The sequence below is a fragment of the Methyloversatilis sp. MC4-4 genome (assembly GCF_049843555.1).
Classification (GTDB): domain Bacteria; phylum Pseudomonadota; class Gammaproteobacteria; order Burkholderiales; family Rhodocyclaceae; genus Methyloversatilis; species Methyloversatilis discipulorum_B.
The window spans coordinates 600,348-623,887 of record NZ_JBBHZK010000002.1 but is presented as its reverse complement, the minus strand read 5'-3'; the positions used below and the strand labels follow the sequence as shown (position 1 = coordinate 623,887).

Genomic DNA, 23,540 nt, shown 5'->3' with positions numbered 1-23,540 from the left:
TGTTCAGCGTCGCAGCAAACGGCGCGCCCGCCGTCGACGGCCGGCCGCCGGGCCTCGTGTATCGTCTGCCCCGACCGCGCGCTGCCTGCACGTCGCACCGCGCCCGACCCTTCCTGCGCAAACGGAGCCCGACCCCTCATGCCGAAATTCGTCGATACCTCGCCGCCCGGCGTCTGCATCTTCTGTCGCATCGTCGCCGGCGAACTGCCCGCCGCGCGCGTGTTCGAGGACGATCTGACGCTGGCATTCATGGACCTCGGCCAGGTCAATCCGGGTCACGTGCTGGTGGCGACCCGGCGGCACGCCGTCACGCTGTTCGACATCACGCCGGAGGAGGGCGCCGCGGTGATGAATACCGCGCAGCGCGTGGCCGCCGCCATCCGCGAAACCTTCGACCCGCCGGGGCTGAACCTGCTGCAGGCCAACGGCAAGGAAGGCGAACAGACGGTGTTCCACTTCCACATGCACGTGCTGCCGCGCCACGCGAACGACGGCGTCGGCCTGATCTGGCCGCGCAAGGAACCGGGTGCCGAGGTGCTGCGCGGGTATGCGGCGCAGCTTGCGGCCGTCCTGACGCGCGACTGAGGCAGGCTCGCCGGGCAAACCACATCCCGGCCGCGATCAGCGCATCTCGAACAGTTCCTGATGGAAACGGTCGGGCGGCAGGCCGTGGGCGACGAAGTCCGCGCGCAGCGCCTCACCGAAGCGCGGCGGGCCGCAGAACCAGATGCTGGCAGACGCCCAGTCGGGCACCGCGGCGCGGATGCGTTCGCCATTCAGGCGTCCGTCCCGGGCGTCGACCAGCAGGTGCAGTCGCACGCCGGCCGCTTCGGCATCCGCGGTGAGATGGTCGATGGCGCTCTGATCGAAGTCGGCCGTCGGATGAAAGAGATCGATCGCCCGCGCGTCCGGTGTGGCGGCGTGCTGCTTCATGCGGGCGATGAAGGGCGTGATGCCGATGCCGGCCCCGACCCAGATCTGCCGCGGCTGCGCATCCTCGAAGTCGAAACAGCCGTAGGGCCCCTCCACCGTCACCGGCATGCCGATCTTCAACGTGTCGCGCAGGCGGCGGGTGTGGTCGCCCAGTGCCTTGGCGATGAACACGAGCCGGCGCTCAGCCGGATTCCACGCCGACGCGATCGTGTACGGGTGGGCGCCTTCGCGCGTGTCCGACGTGACGAAGGCGAACTGCCCCGGCGCGTGTCCGCGCCAGCCATCCTCCAGCTGTATGGCCGCTTCGAGCACGTGCACGCCGGGGTACTCGGTCAGCGCCGCGATGTGGCCCTGCACCTTGTGACCGGCCCCGATCCGCCCGCCAAGGCTCAGCAGCGCGGCCACGCTGCCGCCGATCAGCAAGGCCGCCACCAACCAGCCGACCGGCTGCGACCAGTACGCGAACTTGGTGAGCACCACCGTGTGATAGGCCAGCGCGAGGTAGGCGAGCGCAATCCATTTGTGCGTCCTGGCGAACCAGTGATAGGGAAAGCGTTTCACCAGCGCCAGCACGATCAGCACGACCGCCGCATAGAACGCCCACTCGCCGACGGCTTCGGCGATCCCGCGCTGGCTGCGCAGCCAGCCTTCGACCGCACCCAGCGTTTCGCCGGCCACCGGCTTGCGTGCCGGCCGCACCAGCCAGCCCCAGCCCACCATCCACTTGGTGCCGGTCGCCCACCACCAGTGAAGGACGGCCACCACCAGCGCCGCGATGCCCAGCCACTTGTGCAGCCGATACATCTTGTCCAGCCCGCCCAGCAGCGACTCCAGCCATCTCGAACGCAAGGCCAGCAGCATCGCCACGCTCATCACGGCGATAGCGATCACCCCGCTGTACTGCATGAACACCGAGCGGAACGAGAAATAGGTGAACGGCTCGGGCGCCAGCGTATCGGAGGCCAGCCAGAGCAGGGTTGGCAGCAGCAGTGTTGCGAGGAATGCGAGGTGGAGGCGTTTCATTGGGGGGCTTGGCGTTATATAGGGTAAGCGCGTTAAATGTCCAAGCCAAGTCGCGCGACAAAAGCGCAGATTTTGGACGGTCGGCTGTAGCAAATTGTTAGGTCTAGAAGAGAGTATTGTTGATATCACTCGCTGTGTTCCTACCAGCCCGATAGTCGCTGCTTGTCTTGGGGAGTGTAAAGGTATAACGACCATCCCCTTGGAATATGGCCTTATAGTGTTTTCCGTCCTCTGAGAGTTCAAAGCCTATCCTGGCCAGCGCGTTTCTTGTACGCGCGTCCATGTCTCTGTAGGTCTTGAAGAGAGACTTGATTTCCTCTTCAAGCTTTTGTCTAGTACCGGATGGTTTGTTTGCGGCCAATAGGTCGGTCAGCACGTGCTGGCGACGACTATTCTCTCGGGTGGAACGTGAGGCCTCCCAAAGCGCGTCGATAATGATGTCAGCGATTTCATTCTCATACAGATCCTGTTCATTTCCCGGCGTAACCAGGCCGCGAGTTGACGACTGACTGGATGACGTGACTCGCCTAAGTTCTGCGTTAAGTCGTGAAATCTCCTGCTCGGCGTCGGCCAGCTTTGTATCCTTAGCCGCTTGATCCGCGTCAAATGCATCAATGTACTCTTGTAGCGCCGTGGATCCCTGCGATCTAAGCAAATCGTAGCGCCTACGCGAAATGGTCTCCTTCAAATGCGCCCACGTACAATTCGTGCGAGCTCTTCTATTCGAAAGTGCAAGGCGAATATCCTTTGCAATTTCGATTTGAATGGCGCGGGGGTGTGGGGTTTCGTCATCGAGGAAATAAGCGTTTCGCGCGTTACTCTCAGGCCAGTAGACACCGATAGTGCCACCGAAAACGTTGTTCGAATTTGTTAGTGTTTTAACCTTAAATGAAAATGCTCGGCTTGGCTCAACTACAACGTGAGCCATTCCGGATACAAATTTCGCCAGCTCGTCAGGATTGATTAGATGCGCTCCGTCGAAGCCTGCGCTGACGTAGACAATGGGTAGCTTGTTATTTGCGACTCCCATCATCAGCGCTGCGGCGATTCCAGCCTCGCCCTCACCCAAACGGAAGGGCCTGTCCGTTACAGGTATCTCCCCGTCCATGCCGCCGCCCAACTCCGTGAGGGCCTGTCGAATAAAGTAGGGCTTCTTCGGAGGAGGCAACCTAACCGCCGTACTGAGTGCCTCGCACGAAACCTGAAGACTGAGTACATGTCTTTCAGGCGTCTTCAGGGACACAATAGATGTAACCCACTCAAGACCATTTTCCGTGCGCATGTGCCTAAGGCCACCGATGTCGTAATCAGCGTTCTTAGCGATTGCGATGGTTACTTCCTCTGGACCGCTTGAATAGCGGAGCTCCGAATCGAGCGGAAGCTCGTCGAATGCGGTTGACGAAAAACTTGTATGGGGGCTTCCCGTCACCCACTTGCATGCCAAGCGAACGACGTCCTCAATATTATTCTTTGTATCGATCGGAAACTCAGTTGAAAAATTGGCCATGGCGCGTATTTGAGAAGAGAAATCTAACGTTTTTATTCGCCGGACTGGCGCGGCTTTGTACGCAACGTCCGGTGGAATGAGAGGTTGGGCCTCAATCGATTCTTCCGTAGATATTTGAGTCCACTTCCGGCAATATCGGCTCCGAAGCGCCTGTTGATACACCAACGAGAAGAAGGGTTCTTGGTCCGCCGTGACGCAGTGCGTTATTCTTTACTGCTCGAACTTTAGTTGGATCGAGCTCTAGGTCGAACCCTCTAAAGTAACGGCCCACGAGTTGATATGACAAAGGTACGCCGAATTTATGAAGTTCGGTTGTGAACTTGCCTTGCTGTAGTGCTATTTCTGCAGGAAGGCATACACAGTGCGTGAACGGTTGAACTACTCCATAGCGCCGACGATAATAATGGTCTTCGAATTGGATGGCCCAATTATCCATGCATGACGAAATATTATCGTAGTCATAAAGCATGAGGTGTGCCGAAGGTGCGTTGGAGAGAATCCGCTTGAGTTGGCTGGCTTTGGTGGCGGAAAAGGTGTTTTTTCCAATATCACGCTTTTTTGCTTCAAGTAATCCAACTCCCTCCAGCGTTTCGCTTGCCCAGGTAGTTAGCCGCACAATTACGCCAATATCACCGTTTGTTGCTTCTTCTGGAAGTCTCAGCTTTCGAACGTCCCAGAGAATCTTGAATGGGCGGTCAAGGCCTTCGAGCGACATAACCTTGTGGTGCGCGAAAAGATCTTGTGTGATCGTGAAAGAGATATGGTTCTCATCCCAGGAATATGGATGGCAAGTCCGTATTGAGTTTCTAATTGAATTCTCAAGGTAGTGAAAGAACTCGGCGTAATCCATGTGGGCGATTTCCTTAGAGATCTAACTTTGTTTTCTGACGCAGATTTTCACCGTACTGCGGATGCAGCCAGGTAAAAGGCGGGAGTGATCGTTATGAAACGGCTTCCAATTGACGTTTCGGTGCGTCATTCTGTATATCCATACAGTACTAAACGACAGCGAAAGACCTCACTTCTTCGTTGCCGTCCCTGAATCCCGTCCGCCCGCCTGATTGCGCGCGCACGCGTACCTGACGCGCATTACACCATACGAATGGGATAGCTCTGTGTCGTGGGAGGCGGGGGATCGGGCGCGTGCGCCGGATCCTGCGTCGGTCGCAGCGCAGGCGATGAGAAGTCGCGTTTCGTGCATAGGGACGAGAAGGAGCGAACGGCATGCCCGCGCCCTGCGGATTCCGTCATGCGATCGGGTACAGGGCTGCGCGCAGCCCTGCCTCCTCACCCCTGCCGCAGTTCCTGACTCAGCTGATACACCGCCATCGCATAGAAGTACGAGCGGTTGTAGCGGGTGATGGCGTAGAAGTTGCGGAAGCCGAGCCAGTATTCGGTCTGGGCGTCGGGGGTGACGAGGTCGACCAGGGTGGCCGGTTTGGCGATCAGGTCGCCGCCGCGCAGCGGGCGGGCGCCGGCGGTGTCGAGGGTGGCGGTGTCGATCGATGGTTCGACGCCGGCGGCGACCAGCGGGGCGGCGGCTTCGTCGGTGATGCGGATGCGCTGGGCCACCGGTTCGCCGCTTTCCCAGCCGTGCGCGGCGAGGTAGGCGGCGACGCTGCCGATGGCATCCACCGGGCTGTTCATCAGGTCGGTGCGGCCGTCGCCGTCGAAGTCGACGGCGTAGCGGCGCCAGCTGCTGGGCAGGAACTGCGGGTAGCCGAGCGCGCCGGCGTAGGAGCCGCGGAAGTCGGTGACGTCGCGGCCCTGCTCACGGGCGAGCAGGAACAGTTCGCCCAGTTCGCGGCGGAACAGTTCGGCGCGCGGCGGGTAGGTGAAGCCCAGCGTCGACAGCGCGCTCAGCAGTTCGAAGTCGCCGGTCTGGCGGCCATAGATGGTTTCGACGCCGATGATGGCGGCGACCACTTCGCGCGGCACGCCGAAGGTCTGTTCGGCGCGCTCGAAGGTGGCGGCGTGTTCGGCCAGGAAGTCGCGGCCGGCGCGGATGCGCAGCGGTTCGACGAAGCGGCTGCGGTAGCGCGTCCACGATTTCACTGCCGGGCTCGACGGCGGACGGATGAGCTGGATCACGCGCGGCAGCAGCCGTGCTTCGGCGAAGCGCGCCAGCAGCTGCGCTTCGTCGAAGCCGTGCGCGGCGGCCAGTTCGGCGCAGAAGGCGCGCACGTCGTCGCGCTCGGCGAAGTTGTCCGGCGTGGTGCTGATCTGTGCCGGCAGCTGCGGCGACAGCAGCAGGGCGCCGGCACCGGTCAGGAAGTGACGGCGGGATGCGGAGTGAGCAGTGAAGCGGGCGGTCATGTTCGGGGCGGTGTGCGGTGGCGGCGCAGCGCGCGGGCGTGCGTCCGGAGTGCGCGCACGGCCGGCGCATGGGCGGCGCGGCCGTAGCGGGCGTCTGCATAAAGTGTACACGCTGTGCGCAATTCTGCTGCCAGATCCGGGCGCAGCGCGGCGATGCGGTCGGCGTAATCGAACGGCCCTTCCCACGCTTCGCGGCCCAGGCCGGCCGGACGCAGCGCGCGGTCGATGCCGGCCCAGGCGCGCGCCAGCGCGTCGGCGGCGATCTGGCGGCGCAGCACCCACAGCGTCAGCGCGATGGCGATTACGGCGCACAGCGAGGCCATCCATGCGGTCATCGTGCGCCAGTCCGGCTGCGCCATGCCGAGGCGCGCCAGCAGTTCGCGCTGCTTCTGCTGGTCGTAGGACAGCACCCACTGGTTCCACGCGTTGTTGGCCGCTTCCCAGCGGTGGCGCAAGTCGCGCAGCCAGCCGAGGTCGGCGCGGGCGACGAAGGGCACCGGTTCGCCGGCCGGCAGGTCTGCCAGTCCGCGTTCGACGCGCGACGGCAGGATGGCGGCGGTCGGGTCGACCCGGCGCCAGCCTTCGCCATCCAGCCACACTTCGGCCCAGGCGTGCGCGTCGGACTGGCGCACGACGACGAAGCCATCGACCTCGTTGCGTTCGCCGCCCTGGTAGCCGGTCACGACGCGCGCCGGCAGGCCGGCGGCGCGCATCAGGAACACGAAGGCGCCAGCGTAGTGCTCGCAGAAGCCGCGTCGGCTGTCGAACAGGAACTGGTCGATGCCGTCCTCGCCGAGCAGCGGCGGCGTCAGCGTGTAGACGAAGGCTTCGCGGCGGAACAGGCGCAGCGCGGCGTCCACCGTTTCGGCGTCGCTGCCGGCGTCCAGATGCATCTGGCGGGCCAGTGCGCGGGCGCGCGGATTGCCGCTCTGCGGCAGGCGGCGGGCGGCGTCGAGATAGGCGCTCCATTCCTCGCGGCCGGGGCGCGCCGTCGGCACCGATTCGAAGCGGTCGCGCCGGCGCGCGCGCACGACTTCGCTGCCGAGCACCTGCCAGTCGTCGGAGACGCGCGCGCCGAGTGGCAGGCCGGCCACCGTTTCGAGCGCGAACAGCCAGTTCTTGCCGTGCGGTTCAAGCGTCACTTCGTAGCTGGTGCGCGGGCCGACGACTGCGTGCGGCGTGCCGTCGTTGAGGCGGCGCGCGGCCTCGCCCTGACGCCAGGTGCGGCCGTCGAAGGTGCTCAGCACGGGGCCGCGCCAGTACAGCTCGCGCGCCGGTGGCGGTGCGTCGTCGAAGCGGGCGCGGAACGCGATTTCGCCGGACAGGCTCAGTTGCGAAATGTCGCCCGGCGACATGCTGTCGGACAGACCGGAGCGCGCGCCGAAGGCGTCCAGCGGCAGCCCCCACAGCGGGCCGGGCACGCGCGGGAACAGCACGAACAGCACCAGCATGAAGGGCAGCGCCTGGGCCAGCATCCACGCCGACTGGCGCAGCAGTGCGCGCACCGGCGCCGGCGGGCCGGTCAGCGCGATCAGCGCGGCGGTGATCACCACCATCGAGCCGAACAGCACGGCCGCCACGGCCGGCGTCTGCGAATAGAGAAAGGCGGCCAGCAGCATGAAGTAGCCGAGCAGCACGACGGTGTGGCCGTCGCGCACGCTTTTCAGCTCGTGCAGCTTGAGCACCAGCAGCAGCGTGAGCAGCGCGACGCCGGGCTCGCGGCCGAACAGGCGGCCGAAGGTGAGCGTGACGCCAGCGCAGCAGGCGATCACCACCAGTGCCTTGACCACACTGCTGGCGCCGGCCCAGCCCAGCTTCCACTGCGCCAGCCGCCAGGTGAACAGCAGCAGCGCCACCGCGTTGAGCCAGCCTGGCAGGTGGTCGGCGTGCGGCAGCAGCGCGCAGGCGGCGACCGCCATCAGCCAGCCGATGCGGGTGTTGGTCAGCGGTGCGGACGGCAGGGTGGGTGCCGCGGGCGCGCGTTGGCGACGGAACATCATGCGGGCAGTCCGTGCAGGGCCAGCGCGCGCAGCACGCGCTCGCGGTGACCGGGGCCATTGCCCGGCGCGATGCGCGCGTCGGGCAGCGCCAGGCCGTAGCGCAGCCCGGCTGCGTCGGCGTCGAGCGCCCAGCCGGTCAGCCGCGCCAGCCGGGCTTCGAGCGACAGGGCGGCCGGCAGCTGAGCAAGGTCCAGCCACAGTTCGCCGCCGTCCTGGCCGTCGAACTGCTTGGTCAGCAGCGGCAGGTCGGGTGCGCGCGCCCAGGCTTTCCAGGCGACGTGGCGCGGCGAGTCGGCGGCGCGGTGGTCGCGCAGACTGGCGAATTCCTCGGTGCCGTCGCCCTGCGGCCGCAGGCCGGCGCGGCCGGCGTCGCTGGCCGGCAGTGGCGGGCGGCCCGCTTCCGGCTGCACATAGACGAGGCAGCGCTGCTGCGGTTGCGCGTAGCTCCACGCGCGGATCAGGCCCAGCGGGTAACGGGTGTTCAGCGTGACCCGGCCCGGCGTCAGCCAGCCGCGGCGGGTGGTCGGCAGCGACAGCGTCACCGCGCAGCGGCCGTTCGCGTCGACCGCGGCGTCAACCGGTTCGGCGCCCGCCATCATCAGCTGCAGCGCCGGGCGCGGGCGCGGTGCTTCATTGTCCAGCCACAGCGTGAAGCGCGCCGGCTGGCCGGCGAACACCGGGGTCGGTGGCGTTTCGCGCAGCTGCAGCGCGAGCAGGTTGCGGAAGGTGTGCAGCAGCGCGACCTGGCCGAGACCGGCCAGCATGAACACCAGCGCGAAGCCCAGACTCAGCGTGTAGTTGATCGCGGTCAGCAGCATGGCGATCAGCGCCACGCCCCATACCAGTCCGACGCGGGTCGGCAGCACGAAGATACGCCGGCGGTCCAGCGTCAGCGGCAGCGCCGGCGAACCGCCGAGCGCGGCCAGCCAGCGGCGGAGTGCGTCGCGCATCAGGCCGGCAGCGCCACCGCCTGCAGCAGCGCGCGCGCCGCGTCGTCCGGACTGCCCTGTTCGAGCGCCGGCAGGCGGTGCAGCGCGACGGCGGGGAGCACCGCCTGCACGTCTTCCGGCAGCACGTGGGCGCGGTCGAAGACGCGTGCGTGGGCGCGGGCGGCGGCCAGCAGCGCGAGGCCGGCGCGCGGGCTCAGGCCGAGCCGCCAGGCGCCGCTGCTGCGGGTGTGCGCGATCAGCGCCTGCACGTAGTCGATCAGCGCGTCGGCCACATGCAGCGACTCGGCCTCGGCGCGCCACTGCGTCAGCGTCACGGCGTCGGCCACCGGCGCCAGATCGGCCAGCAGGCTGCGCCGGTCGCGGCCGGTCAGCAGCGCGCGTTCGGCCGCCGGGTCGGGATAGCCCATCGTGATGCGCATCATGAAGCGGTCGAGCTGCGATTCGGGCAGCGGGTAGGTGCCGATCTGGCTGGCCGGGTTCTGCGTCGCGATGACGAAGAAGGGCTCGGGCAGGCGGCGGGTTTCGCCCTCGACGCTGACCTGGTGCTCCTCCATCGCTTCGAGCAGCGCGCTCTGCGTGCGCGGTGTGGCGCGGTTCACCTCGTCGGCCAGCAGCACCTGCGTGAATACCGGTCCCGGGTGGAAGCGGAACACGCCGCTGTCGCGCTCGAACACCGACACGCCGAGGATGTCGGCCGGCAGCAGGTCGCTGGTGAATTGCACGCGGCGGAAGTCGAGGCCGAACAGCTGGGCCATCACGTGCGCCAGCGTGGTCTTGCCGGTGCCCGGCACGTCCTCGATCAGCAGGTGGCCGCCGGCGATCAGGCAGGTCAGCGCCAGTTCGAGCCGGCTGCGCTTGCCGAGAATGAGGGTGGAGGCGGCTTCGACGACGGCGCGGGGAGCGAGGGTGGGCATGGCTTGAGCTACGTTAAGTTGTGGCGGGATGATCGGCGCGATACTGTAGAAACATGACGGCAGTGCATGCCCGGCCCTGAAGCCGCGCGGTCCTGCCTGTGACACAGAGCCGGAACGGCCGGTTGCATCGATAACTGCAGGAATCCGGAGGAGAGGCGGTGACGACCGCATACATTACACACCGTGACTGTGCGCTGCATGACATGGGGCCGCACCATCCCGAATGCCCCGACCGTCTGGCCGCGATACAGGACCGCCTGATCGCCAGCGGTCTCGACGCCTATCTGCAGCACCACGACGCGCCTGCGGCCGACATCGACATGCTGGCGCGCGCGCATTCGCCGGAGTACCTGCGGCAGATCTTCGACGCGGTGCCGGGCAGCGGCATCGTCCATCTCGACCCGGATACCGCGATGTGCCCGAATTCGCTGCGCGCCGCACTGCGCGCGGCCGGCGCCGGCGTTCATGCAACCGATCTGGTGATGTCGGGCGCCGCGGTGAACGCCTTCTGCGCGGTGCGCCCGCCCGGCCATCACGCCGAATACGCCCGCGCCATGGGTTTCTGCTTCTTCAACAACGTGGTGGTCGCGGCGCGCCACGCGCTGGAAAAGCACGGGCTTGAGCGCGTTGCCATCATCGATTTCGACGTGCACCACGGCAATGGCACCGAAAACATCGTCGCCCACGACAATCGCATCCTGATGGTGAGCATCTTCCAGCACCCCTTCTACCCGTATTCGGGGGCGGAGCCGCTGGCCGACAATTTGTGCAACGTGCCGCTGCCGGCCGGCACCCGCGGCGAAGGCTTCCGCGAGGCGGTGACGACGAAGTGGCTGCCGCGGCTGGACGCTTTCGCGCCGCAGATGCTCTTCATTTCAGCCGGCTTCGACGCGCATTACGAGGACGACATGGCGTCGCTCGGGCTGGTCGAGGCCGATTACGCGTGGGTCAGCACCGAGCTGATGAAGATCGCGAAGAAGCACGGCAAGGGCCGCATCGTGTCGATGCTTGAAGGCGGCTACGCGCTGTCGGCGCTGGGGCGCAGCGCGGTCGAGCACATCCGGGCGCTGGCCGAGCTGTGAGTGGCCGGGAGCTGTTACAGACTGATCCAGTTGCCACTGTTGGGCTTGCACCCGCGCTCCGGTAGAATGGCGCGTTTCCTGCCGAAGCCACTGTTTCGCACATGATTACCGGATCGCTCGTCGCCATCGTCACCCCCATGAACGAGGATGGCAGTCTCGACTACGCCAGCCTGCGTCGCCTGATTGATTTCCACGTCTCCGAAGGCACCGACGGCATCGTCATCGTCGGCACCACCGGCGAGTCGCCCACCGTCGATTTCGACGAGCACTGCGAACTGATCCGCTTCACGGTCGAGCACACCGCCGGCCGTATCCCGGTCATCGCCGGCACCGGCGCCAACTCGACGCGCGAGGCGATCGAACTGGCGCAGCATGCGAAGTCGGTCGGTGTAGATGCCTGCCTGACCGTCGTGCCGTACTACAACAAGCCGACGCAGGAAGGGCTGTACCGTCACTTCCGCGCCCAGGCCGAAGCGGTCGACGTGCCCTTCATCCTGTACAACGTGCCCGGCCGCACGGTGGCCGATCTGGCCAACGACACGACCATCCGCCTGTCGGAAATTCCGAACATCGTCGGCATCAAGGACGCCACCGGCAATCTCGACCGCGCCGGCGAACTGATCAACCGCGCGCCCGAGGGCTTCGCGCTGTACAGCGGCGACGACGCCTCGACCGCCGCCTTCATCCTGATGGGCGGCCACGGCTCGATCTCGGTCACCGCCAACGTCGCACCGCGCCTGATGCACGAAATGAACGCCGCCGCGCTGGCCGCCGACGCGGTCAAGGCGCGCGCGATCAACGCGAAGCTGATCGGCCTGCACCGTCAGCTTTTCTGTGAAGCCAACCCGATTCCGGTCAAGTGGGCCGTGCAGCAGATGGGCCTGTGCGGCCCGACGCTGCGTCTGCCGCTGACCGAATTGCAGCCGCAATTCCACGAGCAGGTCCGCGCCGCGATGAAGCAGGCCGGCGTGCTTGCCTGATCGTCCTCTGGTATCCCGTTCGATGAATCTGCTGAAGTTTTCCGCGCTGTGCGTGGCACTGGTGAGCGCACTCACCGGCTGCTCGATGTTCGACAAGGTCATGGATTCAGGCAAGGTCGATTACAAGGCCCAGGCCAAGCGCACGCCGCGCCTGGACCTGCCGCCCGACCTGACACTGCCGCAGCAGACCGACCGCTTCGCGGTACCGGATTCCGGCGGCAAGGGTACGGCGACCATGTCGGCCTACAACGCCGACCGCACGAACACCGGCGGTGTGGTGCAGCCGCAGTCGTCGGGTGTGCTGCCGCAGGTCGACAAGATGCGCATCGAGCGTGCCGGCAGCCAGCGCTGGCTGGTGGTCAATGCCAGCCCTGACGATCTGTGGCCGCAGGTGAAGGAGTTCTGGCAGGAAACCGGTTTCCTGATTGACATCGAACAGCCCGAAGCCGGCGTGATGGAAACGGACTGGAACGAGAACCGCGCCAAGCTCCCGAACGACATCATCCGCAACACCATCGGCCGCCTGATCGACCAGCTCTACTCGACGCCCGAGCGCGACAAGTTCCGCACCCGTCTGGAGCCGGGCGCCGAGCCCGGCACCACCGAAATCTATGTCAGCCATCGCGGCGTGGTCGAGGTCTACACCAACGAGCGCAGCGACAACACTGTATGGCAGCCGCGTCCGGCCGACCCCGAACTGGAAGCCGAAATGCTGCGTCGCCTGATGGTGCGTCTGGGCGCCGACAACGAGCGCGCCAAGGTGCTGCTGGCCGCGCAACCGGTGGCCGAGCGCGCGCAACTGGTGTCGGCCGACAAGGGCAGCACGCTGCAGGTGTACGAAGGTTTCGACCGCGCCTGGCGCCGCGTCGGCCTCGCGCTGGACCGCGTCGGCTTCACCGTCGAGGACCGCGACCGTTCGCAGGGTGTGTACTTCGTGCGCTACGTCGACCCGGAAGTCGACGCCACCGGCAAGAAGGACGGCGGCATCCTGTCCAAGCTGCTGTTCTTCATGCCGGACGACAAGCCGGATCCGAAGGCGGGTCAGAGTCAGTACCGCATCCTGGTCAAGGGCGAGGGCAAGCAGAGCTCGGTTCAGGTACTCACCCGCGAAGGCGGCCTCGACGACACCCGCACCGCGAAGCGCATCCTGTCGCTGCTGCACGAGCAGCTGAAGTAAGCAGCGCGGCAACGCTGCCCCGTGCAGGAACAAAAGGCGCCCACGGCGCCTTTTGTTCTTTCTGCGTCCCGCAACAGCCCCGTCGCGGCCAAGGCCGCTCCCACAGAAAATGCACCCGCCCCGCAGCGGGAGCCGGAGCCGGGGTTTTGTGGGAGGGGTCTTCTGACCCCGACAGCGGCGGTGGGCAGTGCGGCGCGCCGGGTGAAGGCCCGGTCGGCAGCCTTCAGGCCCTCATCGACAGCGCTTCAGCCTGTTCGGCGACTTCGGCCAGATTGACCACTTCGCCGATGACGACGATGGCCGGGCTGCCCAGCTTGGCGTCGGCGACGGCCTGCGGCAGGTCGCGCAGCGTGGACACGACGGCACGCTGGCTGTCGCGGGTGCCGTTCTGGATTGCGCAGGCGGGGGTGTCGGCGGCGAGGCCGCCGGCGTGCAGCGCTTCGGCGATGGACGCCAGCTTGCGCATGCCCATGTAGATGACCAGGGTCGTACCGCAGCGGGCCAGTGCCGCCCAGTCGGGCTCGCGGCCCGGCTGGCCGTCTTCGCGTGCGTGGCCGGTGACGAAGGTGACGCCGCAGGCCATGTCGCGGTGGGTGACCGGCACGCCCAGCGTGGCCGGTACCGCGATGCCGGCCGACAGGCCGCTCACCACCTCGCATTCGATGCCGGCCCGGCGCAGCGTCTGCATTTCCTCGCCGCCGCGGCCGAACACGAAGGGGTCGCCGCCCTTGACCCGGCCGACCGTGAGGCCGGCGCGCGCATAGCGCAGCATCAGGCGTTCGATGAAGGCCTGCGGCGTGCTGCGACAGCCGCCACGCTTGCCGACGCGCACGATGCGGGCGTCGCTGCGCGCGTGTTCGAGCACGGCGGTGTCGGCCAGGTCGTCGACCAGCAGCACGTCGCAGCGGCCGAGCGCGCGCACGGCCTTCAGCGTCAGCAGTTCGGGGTCGCCGGGGCCGGCGCCTATCAGATAGACCTTTCCGGTCCGGGGTGCGTAAGTCGTCATGACGAGTACCTTGCAAGTCCGGTGCCAGCCCCCGATACGTCGCGCCGAGGCCGCGATTTCACCGCGCTCGGGCGTCGCGGCCGCCCTTCATGCCCGCGACGGGTGCATACGCGCACCGTCGCTGTGCAGCCAGTGCTACAGTCAGACTGTGTCCCAGGAAATGACGCGCCGTGCCGAACGAAACCCTGAAATCCGACCGAACTGCCGAGGCGCGCACGCGCGGCGATGCCAAGGAACGCATTTTCGCGGCGGCCGAGAAGCTCTTCACCGAGCAGGGCTACGCGGCGACCTCGATGCGCATGATCGCGTCGGCGGCCGGTGTGCCGCTGGCGTCGATCAATTACCACTTCGGGTCCAAGCGCGACCTGATGGAGAGCGTGTATCAGCGCGTGCTCGGGGCCGACGGCACACGCTCCGGTTATCTCGCCAAGCTCGAACGCGAGGCGGTCGAGGCGCCGCTGAGCGTCACCCGCATCGTTGAAACCTTCGTCGAGTCGACGCTGCGCCTGTCGCGCAAGGACACGGTGTCCGGCGCCGTGTTCAAGCAGCTGATCGGCCGCGCCTACTTCGAGCCGGGCGACGATTTCATCCCCGAAGAGTACGTCCGCATCATGGACTGGTACCGCAAGGCGCTGATGCGCGCGCTGCCGGCGCTGCCCGAGGACGAACTGCTGCGCCGCATGTACTTCTTCGTCGGCATCGTGGCCTACGTGATGGCCGGGCGCGACGTGATGCATCTGCTCGGCCGCTGCTCACCGGCCGCCCGCAACGACCCCGAAAGCCTGCTGCGCGCACTGGTGCCTTTCATCGTCGGAGGTCTTGAAGCCCCGCCGTCGGCGTGAGGCCGCGGATGCTTGGCGCGCGAATTGCTCGTGTTGCGTCATGAGCGCACTCCTGTCCGCCTTATTCGCCCGGGATCACCCGCCTTGCTGAGCGTGCCCCTCGTCATGGTGCTGCTGGCGCTGGCCATCGCCCTGGCGCTGGTGTTCATGCGCCCGGAGCGCGCGGGTGACAGCTCGCCGGGCGACGACGCGCAGCGCGCCTTCGGCGATTGCGAGCGGCTGCTGCAGCTTGTCCATTCGCTGCAGCAGCACCGCGGCATGAGTACCGCCTGGCTGGCCGGCGACGCCTTGTTCGAATCGCCGATGCGCGCCCGGCGGCGTGCCGTGCAGCACGACATCGAAGCGCTGGAGACGACCGCACGCGCCGAGATGGCGCTGGAGGGGCCGTGCATCACGCCGTACGAACTGGCGCTGCTCGACGCGCAGTGGAAGGAGTTGTGTGCCGCGCTGGACGGCAGTCCGGCTGCGATCAGTGCCGACGAGAGCCTGACGCGGCACAGCCTGCTGGTGTCGCACGTGCTGGGCTGGCTGGCGGCCGTCGGCAATCGCCGTATCGCACCGGTTGCCGCGTCGTCAGGCAGCGGCCTGCTGCGCACCTGGATCAGCACGCTGCCGGCGCTGGGCGAGCAGCTGGGTCAGGCGAGGGCGGTCGGCAGCGCGGCCGCGGCCCGCGGGGTCTGCACGGCGGCCGAGCGCATGCGTCTGATGTATCTGGCGTCGCGCGCCGAGTCGCTGATGCACCAGGCGATCGCCGACACGCCCCGTCTGCCGGGCGCGCTGCCGGCCACCGAGCGCATCGTCCGTCTGCTCGGTCTGCTGCGCAGCGATCTGCTCGGCGCGACCGACCGGATGACCGCGGAGCTGTACTTCGCCGAAGCCACCGCGGCGATCGACGCCATCTACGCCTGGATGACCAGCTGCGAAGACGCGCTGCGCGGTGTGCTCGCGCAGCAGGCCGTGTCAGCCGGCTGAACTTTCAGCGACGCGCCGGCCGATGTGGGCCAGCGCCTCCTCGACCTGATCGATCAGGATCAGACACAGGTCGCCGCCTTCCAGCCGTTCGAGCGCGTGGTCGATGGCGACGAATTCGCCATTGATGTCGCACACTTCGCGCGTGCGGCTTGCCCCGTCCAGACCTTCACGCAGCAGCGCGATCACCTCGCCGTCCTTGCGCCCGCGCTGGCACTGGTCCTGGTAAAGCACCACGCTGTCGAAGGCGGCACCGAGGATCTGCGTCTGCTTGCGGATGTCCTCGTCGCGGCGGTCGCCTGCGCCGCTGATGACCACGCTGCGGCGCTTCGCCGGCAGCGCGTCGATGGCCTGCACCAGCGCGCTGATGGCGTCCGGATTGTGGCCGTAATCGGCGATCAGCGTCGCGCCCTTGTAGTCAAATACATTGAAGCGGCCGGGCGCGGTCGCTGCGTCCGACACGAAGCTGGCGAGTGCGGCGCGGATGGACGACCAGTCGAAACCGAGCGCCCAGGCGGCGCCGAGCGCCGCCATCGCGTTCTCGACCTGGAAACCCAGCTTGCCGCCACGGGTCAGCGGCACCTGCGACAGCGGAATGCGCACCGCGCTGCTGCCTTCGGCAGCCACCAGCGCGCCGTCGTCCACGTAGATGACGCGGCGGCCGCGGGCGCGGTGGGTGGCGATGACCGGATGGGTGCGGTCCTGCGCAAAGAAGGTGATCGAGCCGGGGCAGTGCTCGGCCATCGCCGCCACCACCGGGTCGGCGGCGTTCAGCACCGCCATGCCCTTGGGCGCGACGTTCTGCACGATCACCCGTTTCACCACCGCCAGGTCCTCGACGGTATTGATATAGGCGAGGCCGAGGTGGTCGCCGCTGCCGATATTGGTGACCACCGCCACGTGACAGCGGTCGAAACCCAGACCTTCGCGCAGCACGCCGCCGCGCGCGGTTTCCAGCACCGCGCCATCGACGTCCGGGTGGGCCAGCACGTTACGCGCGCTCTTCGGGCCGCTGCAGTCGCCGGTATCGATGCATTCGTTGCCGACGAATACGCCGTCGGTGGTGGTCATGCCGACGCGCAGGCCGGTCTGTGCCATCAGGTGGGCGATCAGCCGCACTGTCGTCGTCTTGCCGTTGGTGCCGGCGACGGCGACCAGCGGAATGCGTGCGTCGTCGCCGGGACCGAACATGGTCGACATGATGGCTTCGCCGACTGCGCGTCCCTTGCCGAAGGAGGGCGCCAGATGCATGCGCAGGCCGGGGGCGGCATTCACCTCGACGATGCCGCCGCCCTGTTCCTCCAGCGGCTTGAGCACGGTGCGGCAGACGATGTCGACACCGGCGATGTCCAGCCCTATCGTGCGCGCCGCCTCGACCGCGCGCGCCGCCAGTTCCGGGTGCACGTCGTCGGTCACGTCGGTGGCGCTGCCGCCGGTCGACAGGTTGGCGTTGTTGCGCAGCACGACGCGTTCGCCCAGCGCCGGCACGCTGTCCGGTGAGTGGCCCTGGACGGCCAGGCGAGCGAGCGCGATGTCGTCGATGCGCATCTTGGTCAGCGAAGTGGCGTGGCCGTCGCCGCGGCGCGGGTCGGCGTTCACCTCGTCGACCAGTTCGCGCACTGTGCGGCTGCCGTCGCCGATCACCTGCGGCGGTTCGCGGCGGGCGGCGGCGACCACGCGGTCACCGACCACCAGGAAGCGGTAGTCGGCGCCCGGGATGAAGCGCTCGACCATCACTTCGCGGCTGATTTCGTAGGCGGCGTTGAACGCGATCTCCATGTGCTCGCGGCTGACGATGTTCACCGTCACGCCCTTGCCCTGATTGCCGTCGCGCGGCTTCACGACCACCGGCAGACCGACTTCGAGCGCGGCGGCCCACGCCTCGTCGACGTCGCTCACCGTGCGGCCGAGCGGTACCGGCACGCCGGCGGCGTGCAGCAGCGCCTTGGTCAGCTCCTTGTCCTGGGCGATCGATTCGGCGACCGCGCTGGTGCGGTCGGTCTCGGCCGCCTGGATGCGACGCTGCCGGCTGCCCCAGCCGAGCTGCACCAGCGAGCCGTCGGTCAGCCGGCGGAACGGGATGCCGCGCGCGACGGCGGCTTCGACGATGGCGCCGGTGCTGGGGCCGAGGCGGATGTCCTCGTCCAGTTCGCGCAGCTGGTGCAGCGCGCCGGCGAGGTCGAAACTGCCGCCGGTGGCGGCGGCACGACAGAGCTGTTCGGCCAGTTCGAAGGCGAGGCGGCCGACCGCCTCTTCGGTGTATTCGACGACGACCTGATAGACGCCGGCGTCCACCGTCTGCATCGTGCAGCTGAAGGTGACCGGACAGCCGGCGCTGGCCTGCAGGCCGAGCGCGGCCAGTTCCAGCGCGTCGGCCATGGCCAGCGGACCGCTGCGTGCGGTCGGGCGCAGCGGCCGGATGCCGGGGAAGAGGGCGCGCAGACGCTCGGCGAAACCGGGCATCGCGTCCAGCGAACAGTGTTCGCCGGTGCACGACACGATGGCTTCGATACAGGTGTGGCGGCTCCACAGATTGGGGCCGCGGAGGGCGCGCAGGCGGGTGATGTCCATGAAAGCGTTCAGGCGGTGTTTCAGGCCGGTACCGCGACGGGCACCGGGGGATCGAAGGTTTCGGCGCCGGTGCGCAACGCGGCCGGCGACAGGCCGAGCGACCAGGCGGCCGCCAGCGCGGCGAGCAGGTTTTCGGTCGCGTGCAGCGGTTCGCCGTCGGTCAGCGGCAGGCTGGCGAGCGGGCACAGCACTTCGGTGCGCTCGGCTTCGAGCAGACGGATCTGGCCGTCGCGCACGATGACTGCGCGGCCGCCGGACTGCACGTGGCTGCCGACGATGCCGTTGTCGGCGTGCGTGCTGTACCAGATCACCTCGCCGTCGCACAGCTCGGCCATCTCGGCCTGCAGCGGATCGTCGGCGTTCAGCACGCCGGTGCCACGGCGCAGTACCACGTCGATCTGGCTGCGCAGCACGTTGAACACGCGGTCGGACGAGTCGATGTAGTAGTCGCCGAAATGCGCTTCCGGATCGATGCGGGTGAGCACGCCGACCTGACAGCGGTCGTAGGCCAGACCTTCCTTCAGTATCGTTTCGAAGCTGTTCTCGATCACCGCCACTTCGGCACCGGGATTCATCAGCACGCGCTGCGACGGTTCGAAGCGGGCGGCGTCGCCGTCTTCGAGGCGGCGGCTGTCGAGGTAGAGGCCGTCGCTGCAGGCGAGGCCGACGCGCTGGCCGGAAAAGCGCATCAGGTGCGCGATCAGCCGGGCGACCGTGGTCTTGCCGCGGGTGCCGCTGACGCCGATGACCGGAATGCGGCCGTCGTCGGCGGTGGCGAACAGGTGATCGACGATGGCGCGACCAACCGGACGAGGCGCGCCGATGGCCGGCTTCAGGTGCATCAGCAGGCCGGGGCCGGCATTCACTTCGACGATGGCGCCGCCCTGTTCGCGCAGCGGGCGGCGGATGTCCTCGACCACCAGATCGATGCCGGCGATGTCGAGGCCGACTACACGGGCGGCCAGCGCCACCAGGCGGGCGGTGTCCGGATGGACCTGGTCGGTCACGTCGTAGGCGATGTTGCCGTTGCGCTGCACCAGCACGCGGGCGCCGTCGGCCGGCACCGCGTCGGCGCTGTAGCCCTGGCGCTCCAGTTCGAAGCGCAGCTTGGCGTCGCGTTCGGGAATCAGCAGGTCGAGCGGAAATTCTTGCTCCGGTCCGCGGCGCGGATCGATGTTGATCTGGCTGTCGAGCAGCTGGCGGACGGTGGATCGCCCGTCGCCGGTGATCCAGACCGTTTCGCCGGCGACCGCGGCGACCATCTGCTTGCCGACCACCAGCAGGCGGTGCTCGTTGCCCGGGATGAAGCGCTCGACCAGCACGTACTTGCTGTAGCGGCGCGCCAGTTCGTAGGCGGTGGCGACTTCTTCGCGCGTGGTCAGTTCGGCCGACACCCCGCGGCCGTGATTGGCGTTGGCCGGCTTGACGACCACCGGCACGCCGATGTCCTCGGCCGCCGCCCAGGCGTCGTCCGCGTCGCTGACTTCGCGGCCTTCCGGCACCGGCACGCCGCAGCCGGCGAGCAGGCGCTTGGTCAGGTCCTTGTCGCGCGAAATGCCTTCGGCGATGGCCGAGGTGCGGTCGGTTTCGGCGGTCCAGATGCGGCGCAGCTTGCGGCCGTAGCCCAGCTGCACGAGGTTGCCGTCGTTCAGGCGGATCGACGGGATGCGGCGGTCCTGTGCCGCCTCGACGATGCAGCCGGTGCTCGGGCCGAGGCAGTGTTCGTCGACCAGGTCGCGCAGTTCCGAAATGGCTGCCTTGACGTCGAACGGGCGGTCGTCCATCGCCGACAGCACCAGTTCGCGGGCGGCGAGTATCGCGGCGCGGCTGACCGTGTGATTGCCGGAAATGACCACCACCTTGTACACGCCACGTTCGGACGTTTCGCGCGCCTTGCCGAAATTGCCCTTCATGCCGGCCTGGTTCTGCAGTTCCAGCGTCACGTGTTCAAGGATGTGGCCGGGCCAGGTGCCTTCGCGCAGCCGGCGCACGAAACCGCCGCGCTCTTCGTAGCTGCACGTGTGTTCGTGCAGGGCGGGCAGCCAGTCGATCAGACGATCGACGAAGCCGGGAATGGTGTTCGAGGGGGAGTCTTCGAGTTCGCCGATGTCTATCCAGACTTCGAGCGCCGGGACATAGGTCCAGATGTTGGGGCCGCGCAGTTCGAGGGTGCGCAGGATTTCGATCGAGCGTTTACTCATCGTGCGGGGTCGGTGGTGGTCCGGAGCCCCGAGGTTGTTGAAAACATCGGCTTAACGGCGTTTTTGCGCTTTGGTTGACAGCTTTTTCATCTATTTTTGAACCTGCATCGGCGACGTGTTCCGGCCCTGTTGGCGGCGCTATACTCCGCCGCCTCGCCGGGCCCCACGTCGTCGAGCGCGTGCTCGCCACCGGCCCCGCCTCATGCGTTCCTTTCCGCACTCTTGCCGCCCGAAACCGCCCCGATGACCCGCGCCACCGACGACCGCCTGCTCCCCGACGACCTGCCGCAGGCGTGGCGCAGCGGGCTGACGGCGCAACTGCAGCCGGGTGAGGCGGTTCAGGTCTGGTTGCAGACCGATCTCGACGACACGCTGCATTTCGCAACGAATCTGCTGGTGCTGACCGACCGCCGGCTGCTGGCCTGCGCCGGTGAGCAGTGGCGCACCTGGCCGCTGGCCGTGGGCCAGCACTTCCAGCACCACGACCACGCCGGCGTCGGCACACTGGCGCTGCACGACAGCGAACGTCGCCTCGCCGGCTGGCGCTACACGCTGGCGCTGAACACCGAAGCACTGCGGCTGGCCGACCAGCACACGCGACAGATCGAGCGGCTGGCCCACCCCGACCACGTGGTCGAGGACGAGGACGGCCTGTGCCCGCGCTGCAAGGCGCCGCTGCCGCCGGACGACGACGAGTGCCCGCTGTGCGAACGCAGCACGACGCGCCCGCCCTCGACCTGGGCGCTGCTGCGGCTGTGGCGTTTCGCCCGGCCCTATCGCGGGCGGCTGTTCGCCGGCTTCCTGCTGACGCTGGCGTCCACCGCGGCCAACCTGGTGCCGCCCTACCTGACCATCCCGCTGATGGACAAGGTGCTCATTCCGCACCAGACCGGCACGCCGATCACGGTGGCGGCGGTGTGGCCCTACCTGGCCGGCCTGCTCGGCGCGGCACTGCTGGGCTGGGCGCTGGGCTGGGCGCGCACTTACATATTGGCGCGGGTGTCGGAGCGCATCGGTGCCGACCTGCGCACCACCACCTTCGACCACCTGATGGGCCAGTCGCTGGAGTATTTCGGCGGCAAGCGCACCGGCGACCTGATGGCGCGCATCGGCGCCGAAACCGACCGCATCAACGTGTTCCTGTCGCTGCATCTGCTCGACTTCGCGACCGACGTGCTGATGCTGTTCATGACCGCCGTCGTGCTGTTCTCGATCAACCCGTGGCTGGCGCTGGTGACGCTGCTGCCGCTGCCGGTGATCGCCTGGATGATCCACACGGTGCGCGACCGGCTGCGCACCGGCTTCGAGAAGGTGGACCGCATCTGGGGCGAGGTGACCAATGTGCTGGCCGACACCATTCCGGGCATCCGCGTGGTCAAGGCCTTCGCGCAGGAAAAGCGCGAGTCGGCTCGCTTCGCTGCTGCCAATCGCCGCAACCTCGAAACCAACGACCGGGTGAACCGCGTGTGGTCGCTGTTCGGCCCGACGGTGACACTGCTGACCGAGGTCGGCCTGCTGTTCGTCTGGGGCTTCGGCATCTGGCAGGTCGGCCGTGACCACATCACGGTGGGCGTGCTGACCGCCTTCATCGCATACATCAGCCGCTTCTATCTGCGCCTGGATTCGATGAGCCGCATCGTGTCGGTGACGCAGAAGGCGGCGGCCGGTGCCAAGCGTATCTTCGACATCCTCGACCATGGCTCCAGCGTGCCCGAGCCGGCGCGCCCGGTGCACCTCGAACGGGTGCAGGGCCGCATCGAACTGCGCGGTGTCGCCTTCCGCTACGGCAACCGTGCCGTGCTGCGCGGCGTCGATCTCGACATCGCGCCGGGCGAATTCATCGGCCTGGTCGGGCACAGCGGCTCCGGCAAGAGCACGCTGGTCAACCTGATCAACCGCTTCTACGACGTGTCCGGCGGCAGCATACGGATAGACGGCACCGACATCCGCGCGCTGCCGGTGGCCGAGTACCGGCGCCACATCGGCCTGGTGCTGCAGGAGCCTTTCCTGTTCTTCGGCACCATCGCCGACAACATCGCCTACGGCAAGCCGGACGCCACGCGCGCCGAAATCATCGCGGCGGCGCGGGCGGCGCACGCGCACGAATTCATCCTGCGCCTGCCGCACGGCTATGACTCGATGGTGGGTGAGCGCGGCCAGACGCTGTCCGGCGGCGAGCGACAGCGCATTTCGATCGCGCGCGCGCTGCTGATCGATCCGCGCATCCTGATACTCGACGAGGCGACCTCGTCGGTCGATACCGCGACCGAGAAGGAAATCCAGCGCGCGCTCGACAACCTGGTCGAGGGCCGCACCACACTGGCCATCGCCCACCGCCTGAGCACCTTGCGCAAGGCCGACCGCCTGGTCGTGCTCGACCGCGGGCAGATCGTCGAGGTCGGTCCGCACGACGAACTGATGGCGCGCGAAGGACACTACTACCGGCTTTACATGGCGCAGCAGCGGCTGGCCGAAGCCGACGCCGCGGAAGGAGCGCTGGCATGACGATTTCGCTCGAACGCGACGCACACGGCCTGCTGGTTTTCGTCGATGCGACCGGCCAGCGCCACGCCGGCGTGCAGCCGGTGCGCGCCTTCCCGCTGTCGGCGCCGGGCGAGGGTGTGGCGTTGATGTCGGCCGACGGCCACGAACTGGCCTGGCTCGATGCGCCCGATGCGCTCGACACCGCCAGCCATGCATTGCTCGACGAGGAACTGTCGCGCCGCGAATTCATGCCGCGCATCCTCAGCATCGCCGGCGTATCCAGCTTCTCGACGCCCTGCGACTGGGACATCGTGACCGACCGCGGCGCCACCCGCTTCACGCTGCGCAGCGAGGACGACATCCGCCGCCTCGGCGGCGCACGGCTGCTGATCACCGATAGCCACGGCATCCACTACGAAGTCGCCGACATGAAGGCGCTCGACCGGGCCAGCCGGCGCATCCTCGACCGCTTCCTGTGAAGCGCCGCGGCTGGCGCTGAGAACGTACGCGCCGCTGCGTTGTCTCGGGAGTCCGGCCGTTACAATCCGGCCCGACAGACCCAGAACAACAAACGCCTTCCCCCAG

General features: G+C 67.4%; 18 protein-coding genes. 8 read left to right on the top strand and 10 right to left on the bottom strand.

The genetic code is table 11. The features are described from left to right. The first annotated feature begins 138 nt into the window (after window positions 1-138). Window positions 139-585, top strand: a complete 447-nt coding sequence (locus tag WDZ97_RS09730; protein ID WP_425762610.1) for an HIT family protein — start codon at window positions 139-141, stop codon at window positions 583-585. 36 nt (window positions 586-621) lie between these two features. Here the strand turns inward: WDZ97_RS09730 and WDZ97_RS09725 are convergent, their stop codons facing one another. The 7 genes from WDZ97_RS09725 to WDZ97_RS09695 form a co-directional block, all read right to left on the bottom strand. Continuing rightward, window positions 622-1,956 (bottom strand): ferredoxin reductase family protein, encoded by a 1,335-nt coding sequence (locus WDZ97_RS09725; RefSeq protein WP_425762609.1) that lies wholly within the window; start codon window positions 1,954-1,956, stop codon window positions 622-624. A 103-nt stretch (window positions 1,957-2,059) separates the two neighbouring features. Next, complete coding sequence (locus tag WDZ97_RS09720; protein ID WP_425762608.1) at window positions 2,060-3,463, bottom strand: hypothetical protein; 1,404 nt, start codon at window positions 3,461-3,463, stop codon at window positions 2,060-2,062. A 91-nt stretch (window positions 3,464-3,554) separates the two neighbouring features. Beyond that, window positions 3,555-4,313 (bottom strand): hypothetical protein, encoded by a 759-nt coding sequence (locus WDZ97_RS09715; protein WP_425762607.1) that lies wholly within the window; start codon window positions 4,311-4,313, stop codon window positions 3,555-3,557. A gap of 437 nt (window positions 4,314-4,750) precedes the next feature. Further along, window positions 4,751-5,779, bottom strand: coding sequence for a lytic murein transglycosylase B (gene mltB / locus WDZ97_RS09710; protein WP_020163878.1), 1,029 nt, complete (start codon window positions 5,777-5,779; stop codon window positions 4,751-4,753). Next, window positions 5,776-7,779 carry a transglutaminase TgpA family protein gene (locus WDZ97_RS09705; protein ID WP_425762606.1) on the bottom strand — a complete coding sequence of 668 codons (2,004 nt, stop codon included), beginning with the start codon at window positions 7,777-7,779 and terminating at the stop codon, window positions 5,776-5,778. The genes mltB and WDZ97_RS09705 overlap by 4 nt, the downstream gene beginning before the upstream one ends. Beyond that, on the bottom strand, window positions 7,776-8,729 hold the full coding sequence (locus WDZ97_RS09700; RefSeq protein WP_425762605.1) for a DUF58 domain-containing protein: 954 nt from the start codon (window positions 8,727-8,729) through the stop codon (window positions 7,776-7,778). The genes WDZ97_RS09705 and WDZ97_RS09700 overlap by 4 nt, the downstream gene beginning before the upstream one ends. Further along, window positions 8,729-9,643: an AAA family ATPase gene (locus tag WDZ97_RS09695; protein WP_304004521.1), complete on the bottom strand. Its 915-nt coding sequence runs from the start codon at window positions 9,641-9,643 to the stop codon at window positions 8,729-8,731. The genes WDZ97_RS09700 and WDZ97_RS09695 overlap by 1 nt, the downstream gene beginning before the upstream one ends. A 203-nt stretch (window positions 9,644-9,846) precedes the next feature. Between WDZ97_RS09695 and WDZ97_RS09690 the strand changes: the two genes are divergently transcribed. The 3 genes from WDZ97_RS09690 (at window position 9,847) to bamC (ending at window position 12,882) form a co-directional block, all read left to right on the top strand. Next, window positions 9,847-10,725, top strand: a complete 879-nt coding sequence (locus tag WDZ97_RS09690) for a histone deacetylase family protein (RefSeq protein ID WP_425763010.1) — start codon at window positions 9,847-9,849, stop codon at window positions 10,723-10,725. A 101-nt stretch (window positions 10,726-10,826) separates the two neighbouring features. Further along, window positions 10,827-11,705 (top strand): 4-hydroxy-tetrahydrodipicolinate synthase, encoded by an 879-nt coding sequence (gene dapA / locus WDZ97_RS09685; RefSeq protein ID WP_425762604.1) that lies wholly within the window; start codon window positions 10,827-10,829, stop codon window positions 11,703-11,705. 22 nt (window positions 11,706-11,727) lie between these two features. Continuing rightward, the gene (gene bamC, locus WDZ97_RS09680) at window positions 11,728-12,882 is read left to right on the top strand and encodes an outer membrane protein assembly factor BamC (protein WP_020163884.1); all 1,155 of its coding nucleotides are present in this window, start codon (window positions 11,728-11,730) and stop codon (window positions 12,880-12,882) included. Between the two features lie 223 nt (window positions 12,883-13,105). Here bamC and cobA read toward each other — a convergent pair whose 3' ends face one another. After that, window positions 13,106-13,888, bottom strand: coding sequence for a uroporphyrinogen-III C-methyltransferase (gene cobA, locus WDZ97_RS09675; RefSeq protein ID WP_425762603.1), 783 nt, complete (start codon window positions 13,886-13,888; stop codon window positions 13,106-13,108). Between the two features lie 170 nt (window positions 13,889-14,058). Here cobA and WDZ97_RS09670 point away from each other — a divergent pair, with 170 nt between their 5' ends. Beyond that, a complete protein-coding gene (locus WDZ97_RS09670; RefSeq protein ID WP_304004529.1) occupies window positions 14,059-14,730 on the top strand; it encodes a TetR/AcrR family transcriptional regulator in 672 nt (223 codons plus the stop codon). A gap of 93 nt (window positions 14,731-14,823) precedes the next feature. Beyond that, window positions 14,824-15,702 carry a nitrate- and nitrite sensing domain-containing protein gene (locus WDZ97_RS09665; RefSeq protein ID WP_425763009.1) on the top strand — a complete coding sequence of 293 codons (879 nt, stop codon included), beginning with the start codon at window positions 14,824-14,826 and terminating at the stop codon, window positions 15,700-15,702. Here WDZ97_RS09665 and cphA (WDZ97_RS09660) read toward each other — a convergent pair. Continuing rightward, the gene (cphA, locus tag WDZ97_RS09660; protein ID WP_425762602.1) at window positions 15,691-18,270 is read right to left on the bottom strand and encodes a cyanophycin synthetase; all 2,580 of its coding nucleotides are present in this window, start codon (window positions 18,268-18,270) and stop codon (window positions 15,691-15,693) included. The genes WDZ97_RS09665 and cphA (WDZ97_RS09660) overlap by 12 nt on opposite strands. A gap of 20 nt (window positions 18,271-18,290) precedes the next feature. Beyond that, window positions 18,291-20,471, bottom strand: a complete 2,181-nt coding sequence (cphA, locus tag WDZ97_RS09655; RefSeq protein WP_425762601.1) for a cyanophycin synthetase — start codon at window positions 20,469-20,471, stop codon at window positions 18,291-18,293. A gap of 243 nt (window positions 20,472-20,714) precedes the next feature. On the opposite strand from cphA (WDZ97_RS09655), the gene WDZ97_RS09650 reads away from it, so the two are divergent. Both WDZ97_RS09650 and WDZ97_RS09645 read left to right on the top strand, forming a co-directional pair. After that, complete coding sequence (locus WDZ97_RS09650) at window positions 20,715-22,976, top strand: ABC transporter ATP-binding protein (protein WP_425762600.1); 2,262 nt, start codon at window positions 20,715-20,717, stop codon at window positions 22,974-22,976. Continuing rightward, window positions 22,973-23,434, top strand: a complete 462-nt coding sequence (locus tag WDZ97_RS09645) for a DUF1854 domain-containing protein (protein WP_425762599.1) — start codon at window positions 22,973-22,975, stop codon at window positions 23,432-23,434. The genes WDZ97_RS09650 and WDZ97_RS09645 overlap by 4 nt, the downstream gene beginning before the upstream one ends. Window positions 23,435-23,540: the final 106 nt, after the last annotated feature.